This is a genomic window from Anoxybacillus sp. LAT27, assembly GCF_022030075.1.
GTDB classification, from domain to species: Bacteria; Bacillota; Bacilli; order Bacillales; family Anoxybacillaceae; genus Anoxybacillus; species Anoxybacillus kestanbolensis.
In genome coordinates this window covers 219,239-232,441 of sequence record NZ_JAIWYK010000440.1, presented here as the reverse complement: position 1 = coordinate 232,441, position 13,203 = coordinate 219,239, and the positions used below count along the sequence as shown (strand labels likewise).

The 13,203-nt window shown below is 42.4% G+C and carries 18 protein-coding genes; all 18 read left to right on the top strand.

Annotation, left to right across the window (positions count from 1 at the left end):
- Positions 1 to 30: 30 nt before the first annotated feature.
- On the top strand, positions 31 to 1,152 hold the full coding sequence (dnaJ, locus tag LD028_RS15270) for a molecular chaperone DnaJ (RefSeq protein ID WP_237812267.1): 1,122 nt from the start codon (positions 31 to 33) through the stop codon (positions 1,150 to 1,152).
- 24 nt (positions 1,153 to 1,176) lie between these two features.
- The gene (gene prmA / locus LD028_RS15265) at positions 1,177 to 2,115 is read left to right on the top strand and encodes a 50S ribosomal protein L11 methyltransferase (RefSeq protein WP_237812266.1); all 939 of its coding nucleotides are present in this window, start codon (positions 1,177 to 1,179) and stop codon (positions 2,113 to 2,115) included.
- A gap of 14 nt (positions 2,116 to 2,129) precedes the next feature.
- Positions 2,130 to 2,879: a 16S rRNA (uracil(1498)-N(3))-methyltransferase gene (locus tag LD028_RS15260; RefSeq protein ID WP_237812265.1), complete on the top strand. Its 750-nt coding sequence runs from the start codon at positions 2,130 to 2,132 to the stop codon at positions 2,877 to 2,879.
- Between the two features lie 10 nt (positions 2,880 to 2,889).
- Positions 2,890 to 4,242, top strand: a complete 1,353-nt coding sequence (gene mtaB, locus LD028_RS15255) for a tRNA (N(6)-L-threonylcarbamoyladenosine(37)-C(2))-methylthiotransferase MtaB (RefSeq protein ID WP_171699701.1) — start codon at positions 2,890 to 2,892, stop codon at positions 4,240 to 4,242.
- 100 nt (positions 4,243 to 4,342) lie between these two features.
- Positions 4,343 to 4,516 (top strand): 30S ribosomal protein S21, encoded by a 174-nt coding sequence (gene rpsU / locus LD028_RS15250; RefSeq protein WP_003393897.1) that lies wholly within the window; start codon positions 4,343 to 4,345, stop codon positions 4,514 to 4,516.
- Positions 4,517 to 4,530: 14 nt separating this feature from the next.
- Positions 4,531 to 4,974, top strand: coding sequence for a GatB/YqeY domain-containing protein (locus LD028_RS15245; RefSeq protein WP_003393899.1), 444 nt, complete (start codon positions 4,531 to 4,533; stop codon positions 4,972 to 4,974).
- An 86-nt stretch (positions 4,975 to 5,060) separates the two neighbouring features.
- Positions 5,061 to 5,723 (top strand): NfeD family protein, encoded by a 663-nt coding sequence (locus LD028_RS15240; RefSeq protein ID WP_237812264.1) that lies wholly within the window; start codon positions 5,061 to 5,063, stop codon positions 5,721 to 5,723.
- Positions 5,720 to 6,709: a flotillin-like protein FloA gene (gene floA / locus LD028_RS15235; protein WP_012574511.1), complete on the top strand. Its 990-nt coding sequence runs from the start codon at positions 5,720 to 5,722 to the stop codon at positions 6,707 to 6,709. The genes LD028_RS15240 and floA overlap by 4 nt, the downstream gene beginning before the upstream one ends.
- Positions 6,710 to 6,716: 7 nt before the next feature.
- A complete protein-coding gene (locus LD028_RS15230) occupies positions 6,717 to 7,055 on the top strand; it encodes a hypothetical protein (protein ID WP_237812263.1) in 339 nt (112 codons plus the stop codon).
- 53 nt (positions 7,056 to 7,108) lie between these two features.
- Complete coding sequence (yqfC, locus tag LD028_RS15225) at positions 7,109 to 7,393, top strand: sporulation protein YqfC (RefSeq protein ID WP_004889469.1); 285 nt, start codon at positions 7,109 to 7,111, stop codon at positions 7,391 to 7,393.
- A gap of 11 nt (positions 7,394 to 7,404) precedes the next feature.
- Positions 7,405 to 8,592 carry a sporulation protein YqfD gene (gene yqfD, locus LD028_RS15220; protein ID WP_237812262.1) on the top strand — a complete coding sequence of 396 codons (1,188 nt, stop codon included), beginning with the start codon at positions 7,405 to 7,407 and terminating at the stop codon, positions 8,590 to 8,592.
- A 3-nt stretch (positions 8,593 to 8,595) separates the two neighbouring features.
- Positions 8,596 to 9,558, top strand: coding sequence for a PhoH family protein (locus LD028_RS15215; protein WP_237812261.1), 963 nt, complete (start codon positions 8,596 to 8,598; stop codon positions 9,556 to 9,558).
- A 56-nt stretch (positions 9,559 to 9,614) separates the two neighbouring features.
- Complete coding sequence (gene ybeY / locus LD028_RS15210) at positions 9,615 to 10,082, top strand: rRNA maturation RNase YbeY (protein ID WP_129000576.1); 468 nt, start codon at positions 9,615 to 9,617, stop codon at positions 10,080 to 10,082.
- 6 nt (positions 10,083 to 10,088) lie between these two features.
- A complete protein-coding gene (locus LD028_RS15205; RefSeq protein WP_237812260.1) occupies positions 10,089 to 10,475 on the top strand; it encodes a diacylglycerol kinase family protein in 387 nt (128 codons plus the stop codon).
- Between the two features lie 67 nt (positions 10,476 to 10,542).
- Positions 10,543 to 11,451: a GTPase Era gene (era, locus tag LD028_RS15200; protein ID WP_237812259.1), complete on the top strand. Its 909-nt coding sequence runs from the start codon at positions 10,543 to 10,545 to the stop codon at positions 11,449 to 11,451.
- A 99-nt stretch (positions 11,452 to 11,550) separates the two neighbouring features.
- Positions 11,551 to 11,694 (top strand): YqzL family protein, encoded by a 144-nt coding sequence (locus LD028_RS15195; protein WP_237812258.1) that lies wholly within the window; start codon positions 11,551 to 11,553, stop codon positions 11,692 to 11,694.
- Positions 11,695 to 11,713: 19 nt separating this feature from the next.
- A complete protein-coding gene (gene recO / locus LD028_RS15190; RefSeq protein ID WP_237812257.1) occupies positions 11,714 to 12,475 on the top strand; it encodes a DNA repair protein RecO in 762 nt (253 codons plus the stop codon).
- Between the two features lie 91 nt (positions 12,476 to 12,566).
- The gene (gene ccpN, locus LD028_RS15185) at positions 12,567 to 13,196 is read left to right on the top strand and encodes a transcriptional regulator CcpN (RefSeq protein WP_171699729.1); all 630 of its coding nucleotides are present in this window, start codon (positions 12,567 to 12,569) and stop codon (positions 13,194 to 13,196) included.
- Positions 13,197 to 13,203: the final 7 nt, after the last annotated feature.

The following is a 13,203-nucleotide window of genomic DNA, read 5'->3' as shown; positions in this document are numbered from 1 at the left end:
TTCATGTGAACGAGTCGGGAGTGGGTGATCATGAGTAAACGAGACTATTATGAAGTGCTCGGTGTGAGTAAAAACGCGACAAAAGAAGAAATTAAAAAGGCGTATCGAAAGTTATCGAAACAGTATCATCCAGATATTAATAAAGCGCCCGATGCAGCAGAAAAGTTCAAAGAAATAAAAGAAGCATACGAAGTGTTAAGCGATGACCAAAAGCGCGCGCACTATGATCAGTTCGGTCATACCGATCCGAATCAACAGTTTGGTGGATTTGGCGGCGCTGATTTTGATTTTGGTGGATTCGGTGGCTTTGAAGATATTTTTAGTAGCTTTTTTGGCGGAGGGCGCCGACGTGATCCGAACGCGCCACGTGCAGGGGCAGATTTGCAATATACGATGCGTTTGACGTTTGAAGAAGCGGTTTTTGGAAAGGAAACAAATATTGAAATTCCACGTGAAGAAACGTGCGATACGTGCCACGGTTCTGGGGCGAAACCAGGAACGAAAAAAGAAACGTGCGCGCACTGTCACGGTACAGGGCAATTAACGATTGAACAAGCGACACCGTTTGGTCGCATCGTAAATCGTCGCCCTTGTCATCATTGTGGCGGCACAGGACACTTTATTAAAGAAAAATGTTCGACATGTCATGGAACAGGTCGTGTGAAAAAACGAAAAAAAATTCACGTCAAAGTTCCTGCTGGTGTCGATGACGGTCAACAATTGCGTTTAGCAGGTCAAGGTGAGCCAGGAATAAACGGTGGACCATCAGGAGACTTGTACATCGTTTTCCACGTTGAACCACATGAATTTTTCGAACGGGATGGCGATGACATTTATTGTGAAATGCCAATTACATTTACGCAAGCCGCGCTCGGTGCAGAGATTGAAGTGCCGACGCTGTATGGAAAAGTGAAGTTGAAAATTCCAGCTGGTACGCAAACAGGTACAAAATTCCGTTTGAAAGGAAAAGGAGTACCGAATGTGCATGGGTACGGAAGAGGAGATCAACATATTCGCGTTCGTGTTGTCACACCAACGAAATTAACGGAACGTCAAAAACAATTGTTGCGTGAATTTGAACAGCACAGTCAAGGGAATGGACAAGAAGACAGCTTTTTTGCAAAAGTGAAGCGAGCATTTAAAGGGGAGTAACGTGAAGGAGGAGTTGGTAGATTTATGAAATGGTCAGAAATAAGCATTCATACAACACACGAGGCGGTCGAGGCAATTTCAAATATTTTACATGAAGCAGGTGCAGGTGGCGTCGTCATTGAAGATCCGTTTGAGCTAACGAAAGAGCGCGAAACGACTTACGGGGAAATCTACCAACTCAATCCTGACGATTACCCCGAAGAAGGCGTCATTATTAAAGCATATTTACCGGTGAATAGTTTTTTAGGTGAAACGGTCGAAGAAATTAAACAAGCGATTAATAACTTAATGTTATATAACATCGACATTGGACGAAATAAAATTACAATTAGCGAAGTGAATGAAGAGGAATGGGCAACAGCGTGGAAAAAGTATTACAATCCGGTCAAAATTTCTGAGCGATTTACGATCGTTCCGACATGGGAAACGTATGAACCGGTTTCAAGCGATGAATTAATTATTGAATTAGATCCGGGCATGGCGTTTGGTACAGGCACGCATCCGACAACAGTCATGTGTATTCAAGCGCTCGAAAAAACAGTGAAAAAAGGGGATGTAGTGGTTGATGTCGGTACAGGATCAGGCATTTTAAGCATTGCGGCTGCGATGTTAGGGGCAAAGCGTGTCCATGCGCTCGATTTAGATCCTGTGGCAGTAGAAAGTGCAAAATTGAACGTGAAGTTAAATAAAGTGCACGATGTCGTCACCGTTTCGCAAAACAATTTACTTGATCGAATGGATGAACAAGCAGATGTTATCGTGGCAAACATTTTAGCTGAAATTATTCTTCGTTTTGTCGACGATGCGTATCGTCTGTTGCGCTCAGATGGTGTGTTTATTACATCAGGTATCATTCAAACGAAAAAACAAGAAGTGAGGGAAGGGCTTCTTCGTGCTGGTTTTACCATTGAAGAAACGTTAACGATGGAAGACTGGGTTGCGTTTATTGCGAAAAAACAATAAAAAGGGTGTTCGTGTTGCAACGATATTTTGTACGTAACGAGCAAATCGTTGGCGATCACGTCATGATTTCTGGCGATGACGTCCATCATATCGGACGGGTGATGCGCATGAATGAAGGTGATCGCCTTCTTTGTTGTGATGAACGTAGTGAAACGATGCTTTGTGAGATCGAACAAATTTCCAATGATTTTGTTCGCTGCCGTATTATACAATGGATAGAGGCAAACGTTGAACTTCCTGTACACGTATATGTCGCAAGCGGATTGCTAAAAGGAGATAAATACGAACTCGTTTTACAAAAAGGAACAGAGCTTGGAGCAAAAGGGTTTCTTCCGCTTATCACCTCTCGTTCGATCGTGAAATGGGACGAGAAAAAAGGGGATAAAAAAGTGGAACGTTGGCAAAAAATCGTGAAAGAAGCGGCTGAACAGTCGCACAGAGCTTACATGCCATCTGTTTATGCTCCGATGACGATTCGTGAACTTATTGCATGGGCGCGCGACATCAATTATAAATATATTGCGTATGAAGAAGAGGCGAAAGAAGGACGTCACCGTTCGTTTGCTCATCTTCTTCAAACGATGAGCAAGGAGGACTCTCTCCTCATCGTTTTTGGACCAGAAGGAGGCCTCTCTGAACAAGAGGTGGCGTTATTAAAAGAACATGGATTCGTCGCATGCAGTCTTGGGCCACGTATTTTACGGGCAGAGACAGCGCCATTATATGCATTATCCGCTGTATCTTATGAATGGGAACTTAAGTGAGGTGATCTACATGCCAACGGTTGCATTTCATACGTTAGGATGCAAAGTGAATCATTACGAAACAGAAGCGATTTGGCAGTTATTTAAACAAGCAGGATACGAGCGAAAAGACTTTGAAAGCCACGCCGATGTATACGTTATTAATACGTGTACAGTAACGAATACAGGCGATAAAAAAAGCCGTCAAGTCATTCGTCGCGCGGTGCGCCGCAATCCTGATGCGGTCGTTTGTGTAACGGGCTGTTATGCGCAAACGTCTCCAGCGGAAGTTATGGCGATTCCCGGTGTCGATATTGTCATCGGGACACAAGATCGCGGCAAAATTTTAGAGTACATTGAGCAGTTTAAACAACAACGCCAGCCAATTAACGGTGTGCGCAATATTATGAAAACGCGTGTATATGAAGAGCTTGATGTGCCTGCATTTACCGATCGAACGCGGGCGTCGCTAAAAATTCAAGAAGGGTGCAATAACTTTTGTACGTTTTGCATTATTCCATGGGCGCGCGGTTTAATGCGCTCGCGCGATCCGAAAGAAGTTATTCGTCAGGCGCAACAACTCGTTGACGCGGGCTATAAAGAAATTGTATTGACGGGCATTCATACAGGCGGATATGGAGAAGATATGAAAGATTACAATTTCGCCATGTTGTTGCGCGATATTGATGAGCAAGTAAAAGGATTAAAACGTTTGCGCATTTCATCGATTGAAGCGAGCCAAATTACAGATGAAGTGATCGACGTATTGAGACAATCGGATAAGATCGTCCGTCATTTACACATTCCGTTGCAATCTGGTTCAAACGCGGTGTTAAAGCGAATGCGCCGCAAATATACAACTGAATTTTTTGCGGAGAGACTAGCTCGTTTACGTGAAGTATTTCCAGACTTAGCTGTAACATCAGATGTCATCGTCGGTTTCCCTGGGGAGACGGAAGAAGAATTTATGGAAACATATGAATTTATTCGCGAGCAACGCTTCTCCGAACTGCATGTCTTTCCATACTCAAAACGGACAGGCACACCAGCCGCAAGAATGCCAGATCAAGTCGATGAAGAAGTGAAAAACGAGCGCGTGCATCGTTTAATTGCACTTTCCGATCAGCTAGCGAAAGAGTACGCATCAAAGTTTGAAGGACAAGTGCTTGAAGTCATTCCAGAAGAGCTTTACAAAGAAGATCCAGCGAGTGGATTATACGTCGGTTATACGGATAACTATTTAAAAGTGAAATTCCCAGCAACAGAAGAAATGGTCGGTCAACTCGTGAAAGTGAAAATTACAAAAGCAGGCTATCCATATAACGAAGGGGAATTTGTTCGTGTCATTGACGATGCTCATGAAGCCATTCGGCTAAGCTCATAAAAAGAAGTTGACTTATGAGCTTGGTTATATTATACTTTGAAAGTACATGTTTTAACATGTACCAAGGATTAGCGGTTTTGTTCGGAGGGAGGGAAGTAGGATGTCAAAAACGATCGTTCGTAAAAACGAGTCGCTTGAAGATGCTCTTCGTCGCTTCAAACGTGCGGTTTCAAAAACAGGTACGTTGCAAGAAGCAAGAAAGCGCGAATTCTATGAAAAGCCAAGCGTAAGACGTAAGAAAAAGTCTGAAGCGGCTAGAAAGCGCAAATATTAAAAGAGGGTGTATTTATGAGTCTTCTCGAACGTTTGAACAATGATATGAAGCAAGCGATGAAAAACAAAGAGAAGGACAAATTATCGGTCATTCGTATGGTGAAATCCGCTTTACAAAATGAAGCGATTAAACTTGGCAAAACGTTGACCGAGGATGAAGAATTAACCGTACTTTCTCGCGAATTAAAACAGCGTAAAGACTCCCTCCAAGAATTTGAAAAAGCTGGTCGCACAGACCTTGTTGATAAAGTCAAGGAAGAAATTACGGTTCTTGAACTTTACATGCCGAAGCAGTTGAGCGAAGAAGAGCTTGTGCAAATCGTAAAAGAAACGATTGCCGAAGTGGGCGCTTCCTCAAAAGCGGATATGGGTAAAGTGATGGGAGCGATCATGCCGAAAGTGAAAGGAAAAGCTGACGGCTCGCTCGTAAACAAACTTGTTCAACAACATTTAAGCTAAAACACCTTACGAGTTCGTAAGGTGTTTTTTCATTTTTGAAACTTTTTTTCTTTTCATCCGTACTAAAAATGAAGGGAGGAAAAAGGATGGCCAGTCTAATTGTTGCTTTCACGCATCCGTTTCTTGCTGCGCTTTTGCTCATCGCTGGCAGCGTGTTGTTTGTTTGGCAACTGTACGATGCACGTTGGGGATGGAAAGGAACTGTAAGCCTCATTTGCTTTTTGCTTTTTTTCTCATCGCATTTAGCAGCTGGTTTAACCGGCGTTGGGGCGATGATGTTGTTTGCTATTGGTCTTATTTTGTTAGTCATTGAGTTGTTTGTGCCAGGTGGCGTCATTGGTTTTCTCGGGTTCGGTACGCTCGTGTGGAGTTTATTTTTGGCAGCAAAACATTCCCCATTTGTTACGATGTCGTTAGCAGTAGCCATTGTGGGTGCGCTTATGATGGGATTATGGCTTAGCCGAGTAAGCAAAAAGAAGATGGCGCTTTTTGAAAAAATAGTGCTGACCGACGAACAGCGGAATGAAGAAGGATATGTGTCCCATGAGGCACGTATGGATTTAGTCGGGAAACGCGGAGTGGCCATCACTGTATTGCGGCCAGCAGGAACAGCGCTCATTGATGGCGAACGTGTAGATGTTGTCACAGAAGGAGAATATATTGAACGACATCGACCAATTGAAGTTATTCATGTAGATGGGTTAAAAGTCGTCGTTCGAGAATGTAAAAAAGAGGAGGAATTTGTATGACACCTGATCAACTTTTATTTATTATTGCAATTGCGTTAGGGCTTGTGTTATTAGCTGTATTCTTTTCGTTCGTTCCAGTTATGCTTTGGATTTCCGCGCTTGCTTCTGGTGTGCCTATTAGTATTTTTACGCTTATTGGGATGCGTTTACGCCGCGTCATTCCATCACGTGTCATTAATCCACTAATTAAGGCAAAAAAAGCAGGGCTTGATGTCACGACTAACCAGTTAGAAAGCCACTATTTAGCCGGAGGAAATGTTGACCGTGTCGTTAACGCTTTAATTGCTGCACAGCGAGCGAATATTAATTTAACGTTTGAACGTTGTGCGGCAATCGATTTAGCAGGACGAAATGTATTAGAAGCGGTACAAATGAGCGTCAATCCAAAAGTCATTGAAACGCCGTTTATTTCTGGCGTGGCGATGGACGGCATTGAAGTGAAGGCGAAAGCGCGCATTACTGTAAGAGCAAATATTGATCGATTAGTAGGTGGAGCAGGGGAAGAAACGATTATTGCACGCGTAGGAGAAGGTATTGTTTCTACCATCGGCTCCCAAGACGATCATAAAAAAGTGCTTGAAAACCCAGATATGATTTCACAAACCGTTTTAGCAAAAGGGTTAGACTCAGGAACGGCGTTTGAGATTTTATCGATCGATATTGCAGATATTGATATTGGGAAAAATATTGGTGCAGAATTGCAAACAGACCAAGCCGAAGCAGATAAGAAAATTGCACAAGCGAAAGCGGAAGAGCGTCGGGCGATGGCAGTTGCACTTGAACAAGAAATGAAAGCACGCGTGCAAGAAATGCAGGCGAAAGTCGTAGAAGCCGAAGCGCAAGTGCCGCTTGCGATGGCAGAAGCACTCCGTTCGGGTAAGCTTGGTGTCATGGATTACATGAACTTAAAAAACATTATGGCGGACACGAATATGCGTGATTCGATTGGGAAACTTACACAAAACCCAGATGAAGAAAAAAGGTGAGGAATAAATGATGACGCTCATCGAGTGGCTTCTTAATAACATATTTGTCGTCTTTATTTTAGGAGCGTTTATTTCTTGGATCGGAAAACGCATCAAAACTGTGGAGGAAACAGTTGAACGAACACAACAGCAAGAACAAAAAACAACGGTCGTTGTGACAGAAGTAGAACCGAAAGTGACGACGCGTCCAGTTAAGAAGGTGCAAGAGCAAATGACTGTATCACAGCCAGCAGAAGAGCAACATAAAAAGGCGAAACAATTGCCGACACATCCGCTCGTGCAAGGTGTGATCTTTTCAGAGGTACTCGGTTCGCCCCGCGCAAAGCGTCCGTACGGTAGAAAATAAGTGCTATAACCCCCATTTCGCTCATACATATGAGATGAAAGGGGGTTTTGTTTATGATCGGAAAATGGAAAAACAAAATGCGACAATGGTTAACAAATCAAATGGAACTGCCTGCGGACGTTGTCGCTGACCTCCCCCGCATTACGATGATTGGGCATATTCATATTTACATAGAAAACCATCGCGGTTTACTTCTGTTTACAGATCGCGAATTACGCTTGTTGTTAAAAAATGGTCAGCTACTTGTTAAAGGGGAATCGTTTAGCATTAAAACGATTTTGCCAGAAGAAATTTTGCTCGAAGGGAAAATTAGTCAAGTATTATATTTAGAAGAATAGGGGGGGCGGGTGTGAAAAACGAGTGGATGTATCGAATGTCAGGCAACTTGCGCATACGTATTGTTGGAAAAGGATTAGAACGGTTATTAAATGAATTTACACGCCGAGGGATATACGTATGGAACGTGAGGCGAGAGGGAGAACATTCGCTCACGTGTTATATACTTCTTCGCGATATTCGCCACGTGCGAGTAGCGATGCGTAAAAGTGGTTGTAAGCTATATGTGCTTGAGCGACATGGGGTACCGTTTTGGTTGAAAGCGTCATGGAAAAATAGCGGTATCGTTGTCGGACTAGTTGCTTTTATATGCATCGTTTTTTTATTGTCTAATATGATTTGGCGCATTGAAATCACAGGAGCGAATCCAGCAGTAGAACATACGGTGAGGCAACAATTAAAAAAAATAGGGGTTGAACGAGGGGCGCTACAGTTTGTAATCCCGAGTCCTGAAACGATCCAGCGTACGTTAATGAATCATATGGACACAGTAACGTGGATTGGTGTGGAATGGCGTGGGACGACACTTTATTGCCGAGTCGTTGAAAAAAAGCAACCGACAGAAACGAAATCGAATACCCCCCAACATCTTGTTGCAAAGAAAAAAGCGGTTATTACGTATATGTTTGTTGAGCAAGGGCAAGCAGTTGTAGAAATAAATGATCATGTCGTTCCAGGACAACTACTCGTTTCCGGTTTTATTGGCAAAGAAGGGCAAACAGAGATCGTGCCAGCGCGCGGTCAAATTTTAGGTGAGACGTGGTACAAGTCTACAGTCGTCGTTCCGATGAAAACAGAACTTTATATGTTGACAGGGAAAAAACGCGAAACACATTACGTTCATTTTTGGTCGTGGAAAATCCCATTTTTTTGGAATCATAAAGAAAAATTTTCAACATTTGAAAAACAAGTCGATGAAAAAACGTTTCGTTTCTTGACATGGACGTTACCGATTCGCTATGAAAAAGTAGTGTGGCACGAAAAAGAAATCGCTGTTCGTGAATATTCATACGATCAAGCAAGGAAAGTGGCGAAACAAATCGCGCGTGAACAGTTAAAGCGACAGCTGCCTTCGGATGCGACCATCCAAGGTGAAAAAGTTTTGCATGAGACGAAGGAGAATGGTAAAGTAAAAGTAGAAATGCATTACCAAGTCATTGAAAACATTGCGACACCACAACCAATTATTCAAGGAGACTGAGGAATGTCGGAACAGTTTGTCACGATTTATCCTAACGTACAAAATGCAGATGAAGCGCTCGCTTTATTTGGTACGCACGATGTTCATTTAAAGCGCATTGAGCAAGAGCTCGGTGTTTCAATTGTGACGCGCGGAGAAGCGATAAGCGTGTCAGGAAGCAAGCAACATGTTGAGCTTGTTGATGAATTGCTTCGCCATTTGTTACTTGTTATTCGTAAAGGTATTGTGATTAGCGAACGAGATGTGCTTTATGCACTACAAATGGCGAAAAACGGAACAATTTCTTACTTCGTTGAACTGTACAACGAAGAAATTGGAAAAAACGCGAAAGGAAAAGCGATTCGTGTCAAAACGCTCGGTCAGCGTCAATACGTATCGGCTATCCAGCGCCACGACTTAATTTTTGGTATCGGGCCAGCAGGAACAGGAAAGACGTATTTAGCGGTTGTGATGGCTGTACAGGCATTGAAAAACGGACAAGTTAAGCGGATTATTTTAACGCGTCCGGCTGTGGAAGCGGGCGAAAATTTAGGCTTTTTGCCGGGAGATTTAAAGGAGAAAGTTGATCCTTATTTACGTCCGCTTTACGATGCGCTTCATGACGTGCTCGGTCATGAGCATACGCAACGATTGATTGAACGCGGTGCCATTGAAATTGCTCCGCTTGCCTATATGCGCGGTAGAACGTTAGATGATGCGTTCGTCATTTTAGACGAGGCGCAAAATACAACGCCTTCGCAAATGAAAATGTTTTTAACACGTCTTGGTTTTGGTTCAAAAATGGTCATTACCGGCGATATTTCGCAAGTCGATTTGCCAAAAGGTGTTCGTTCTGGGCTTGCGATTGCAAAAGATATCTTAACGAATGTAAACGGAATTTCATTCGTCTTTTTGGAGCAAGCTGATGTTGTACGCCATCCGCTTGTCGGCAAAATTATCGCCGCATATGAAGATGCTGGAATGTAAATGCGACCCGCACTCATGTGGGTCCTTTTTGCACTTTAACGGAGAGAGGGAAGAGTATGTTAATTATTGATTTTATCGATGAAACGAATGAGATGACCGAAGAGCAGATTAATCTCATTGAGCAATTATTGCAACACGCTGCAAAAGAGGAGCATGTGCCAGATGATGCAGAAGTAAGTGTCACATTTGTGGATAATGAAAAAATTCGCGAAATTAATCGCGATTATCGTGGAAAAGATCAGCCGACCGATGTTATTTCGTTCGCCCTTGAAGAGATGGGTGAAGAAGAAATTGAAATTGTCGGTATAGATGTACCACCTGTGCTTGGAGATATTATTATTTCCGTTCCAAAAGCGCGTGAGCAGGCAGAACAATACGGTCATTCGTTTATGCGCGAACTCGGTTTTCTAGCTGTACACGGTTTTTTACATTTACTCGGTTACGATCATGAAACGGAAGAAGAAGAAAAAGTGATGTTTGCAAAACAAGAACAATTATTACAACAGTTCGGTTTAACGAGATGATCGATCGTGCGTTGGAAACGATTTGTCGCTAGCGTATGGTATGCTTTAAATGGGGTTCGTCTTGCGGTTTGTTATGAGCGAAATATGCGCATTCATCTCGTAGCCGCGATTATCGTGATCGTCGCTGCAGCGGTATTTCGCGTTTCGAAAATGGAATGGCTTGTGTTGCTGATAACGATCGGTATCGTTATCAGCTTGGAAATTGTCAATAGCGCAATAGAACGGGCGGTCGATTTAGTGACGGATGAGTATCAACCATTGGCAAAGGAAGCAAAAGACTTAGCAGCTGGTGCCGTACTTGTTTTTGCTTTTCTTTCTATCATCATCGGTATTTCCATTTTTTTGCCTTATTTGCATGTATTTTTTAAAAATTCTTTACATTTTCATAAATAGTAGTGAAATCGCGTTCATATTTTGGTAAAATAAAAATCAAGCATAACTTTATGCGATGGAGGTTTTTATGATTCAGGAAGGATATAAATCAGGATTCGTGGCAATTATCGGACGACCAAATGTAGGGAAATCTACATTTTTAAATCGCGTCATCGGGCAAAAAATTGCGATTATGAGCGATAAACCGCAAACGACGCGCAATAAAATTCAAGGTGTATACACAACAGATGACGCACAAATCATTTTCATTGATACGCCAGGCATTCATAAGCCGAAACATAAGCTTGGCGACTTTATGGTGAAAGTAGCGCAAAGCGCGTTGCAAGAAGTTGATTTAATTTTATTTATGGTGAATGCTGCAGAAGGGCTCGGTCGCGGTGACGAGTTTATTATTGAACGTTTAAAACAAGTACAAACGCCAGTGTTTTTAGTCATTAATAAAATTGATGAAGTGCATCCTGATGATCTATTACCGCTGATTGAGCAATATCGCTCACTCCATTCGTTTGCCGAAGTCATTCCTATTTCAGCGTTGCAAGGAAATAACGTAGAAACATTGTTGCGGCAAATTAAAAACTACTTACCTGAAGGACCGCAGTATTATCCTGCGCATCAAGTGACAGATCACCCGGAGCGATTTATTATCGCCGAATTTATTCGTGAAAAAGCGCTTCATTTAACGCGCGAAGAAGTACCACATTCCATTGCAGTTGTCATCGATTCGATTGAACGTCGGGAAAATAGCGATACTGTATATGTGGCGGCGACAATTATCGTTGAACGCGATTCGCAAAAAGGAATTATTATTGGCAAACGCGGTCAAATGTTAAAGGAAATCGGTCAACGTGCACGTGCTGATATCGAAGCGCTACTCGGTTCGAAAGTGTTTTTAGAGTTATGGGTGAAGGTACAAAAAGATTGGCGTAATAAAATGGCACAGTTGCGAGACCTTGGCTATCGTGAAGATGAATATTAATGCTGTAAAATTTTAAATAACATCGTGACAGCGACAAACGGACAAACTACAGGTGAGCTGCTCAATCACCGTCAACTAACGAGAGAAAGGTGTGATTCGATGCTCGATTTTACCTGGAAGCTATTCAGTCAAACAGGAAATATTGACACGTATCTTTTGTTTAAGGAGCTAGAACGTGAAACGAAAGAGCAGGCGAGCGATTCCATGTATCATTTAAGTGAACGAGATTACCACGTCCTGTAACTTTGGAAGGTTATGTTATATGTTTGAAAAATGCGAAGGAATTGTCATTCGAACAATTGATTATGGAGAGACGAATAAAATCGTTACAATATTTACGCGCGAATGGGGGAAGGTTGCTGCGATGGCACGTGGAGCAAAAAAGCCGAGCAGCCGCCTTTCTTCTGTCACGCAAATATTTACATACGGTATATTTTTAATTCAAAAAAGTCGCGGGGTTGGAAGCTTGCATCAAGGGGAATTGCTTTCAACGATGCGCCATATACGTGAAGATATTTTTTTAACAGCATACGCTTCATACATTGTCGAATTGACGGATAAAGCAACAGAAGAAAGACGTCCGAATCCATATTTATTTGAACTTCTTTTACAAACGCTCACATATATGAACGAAGGACTCGATGCGGAAGTGTTGACGTATATATACGAGATGAAGCTGCTTCCGGTATTCGGGCTATATCCGAAGTTAGACGGCTGTGCCATTTGCGGAGAAAAAGAAGGGACGTTTGCTTTTTCGATTGCACAAGGAGGATTTTTGTGTCACCGCTGTTTTGAGCACGATCCACACCGCATTCCGATGACCCCATCGGTTTTAAAATTACTTCGCCTTTTTTACTACGTCGATTTGTCTCGCATCGGTCAAATCGCTGTCAAATCGGAAACGAAACAACAAATAAAAACGATTATTGCATCTTATTACGACGAATATTCGGGCCTTTCGCTGAAGACGAAACGTTTTTTACAGCAACTACATACGTTAGACGGTAAAAGCGGACAAATATAGCGTTGTCCGCTTCCCACTTTTGTTTGCAAAATACGAAGATGAATTATAATATGATGTTATAATGTAGCCTATTGTAAGGTGGTGAGCGACAATCGAACTCAATAAACGTCAAGAACAAATTTTGCAAATCGTCAAAGACCACGGCCCGATTACTGGGGAGCATATCGCTGAAAAGCTCAACTTAACACGTGCGACGTTACGTCCGGATTTAGCGATTTTAACGATGGCAGGGTATTTAGAAGCGAGACCTCGTGTTGGCTATTTTTATACAGGAAAAACAGGGACACAGTTGCTTGCTGATAAAATTAAGAAAATGAAGGTGAGCGACTATCAATCCATTCCGGTTGTCATTCATGAAAACATGAGCGTTTATGATGCGATTGTTACGATGTTTTTAGAAGATGTCGGAACGTTGTTTGTTGTGGATGAAGAGTCGCTGCTTGTCGGTGTGCTATCCCGAAAAGATTTGCTGCGCGCCAGCATCGGAAAACAAGAGTTGACGTCTATTCCTGTCAATATCATTATGACGCGAATGCCGAATATTACATTTTGTGAAAAAGATGATTTACTGATTGATGTCGCCCAAAAACTAATTGAAAAACAAATTGATGCGATGCCAGTCGTTAAAAAGGTCGACAAAGGGTATGAAGTCATTGGACGTATTACAAAAACAAACATGACAAAGGTGCTTGTCGCGTTAGCAAAAGAAGACGTGCTTTAAAGGGGGA

Coding starts and splice junctions, on each gene's coding strand:
- dnaJ (WP_237812267.1), top strand. CDS start 31: ATGAGTAAACGAGACTATTATGAAGTGCTCGGTGTGAGTAAAAACGCG.
- prmA (WP_237812266.1), top strand. CDS start 1,177: ATGAAATGGTCAGAAATAAGCATTCATACAACACACGAGGCGGTCGAG.
- mtaB (WP_171699701.1), top strand. CDS start 2,890: ATGCCAACGGTTGCATTTCATACGTTAGGATGCAAAGTGAATCATTAC.
- rpsU (WP_003393897.1), top strand. CDS start 4,343: ATGTCAAAAACGATCGTTCGTAAAAACGAGTCGCTTGAAGATGCTCTT.
- LD028_RS15245 (WP_003393899.1), top strand. CDS start 4,531: ATGAGTCTTCTCGAACGTTTGAACAATGATATGAAGCAAGCGATGAAA.
- LD028_RS15240 (WP_237812264.1), top strand. CDS start 5,061: ATGGCCAGTCTAATTGTTGCTTTCACGCATCCGTTTCTTGCTGCGCTT.
- floA (WP_012574511.1), top strand. CDS start 5,720: ATGACACCTGATCAACTTTTATTTATTATTGCAATTGCGTTAGGGCTT.
- LD028_RS15230 (WP_237812263.1), top strand. CDS start 6,717: ATGATGACGCTCATCGAGTGGCTTCTTAATAACATATTTGTCGTCTTT.
- yqfC (WP_004889469.1), top strand. CDS start 7,109: ATGATCGGAAAATGGAAAAACAAAATGCGACAATGGTTAACAAATCAA.
- LD028_RS15215 (WP_237812261.1), top strand. CDS start 8,596: ATGTCGGAACAGTTTGTCACGATTTATCCTAACGTACAAAATGCAGAT.
- ybeY (WP_129000576.1), top strand. CDS start 9,615: ATGTTAATTATTGATTTTATCGATGAAACGAATGAGATGACCGAAGAG.
- era (WP_237812259.1), top strand. CDS start 10,543: ATGATTCAGGAAGGATATAAATCAGGATTCGTGGCAATTATCGGACGA.
- LD028_RS15195 (WP_237812258.1), top strand. CDS start 11,551: ATGCTCGATTTTACCTGGAAGCTATTCAGTCAAACAGGAAATATTGAC.
- recO (WP_237812257.1), top strand. CDS start 11,714: ATGTTTGAAAAATGCGAAGGAATTGTCATTCGAACAATTGATTATGGA.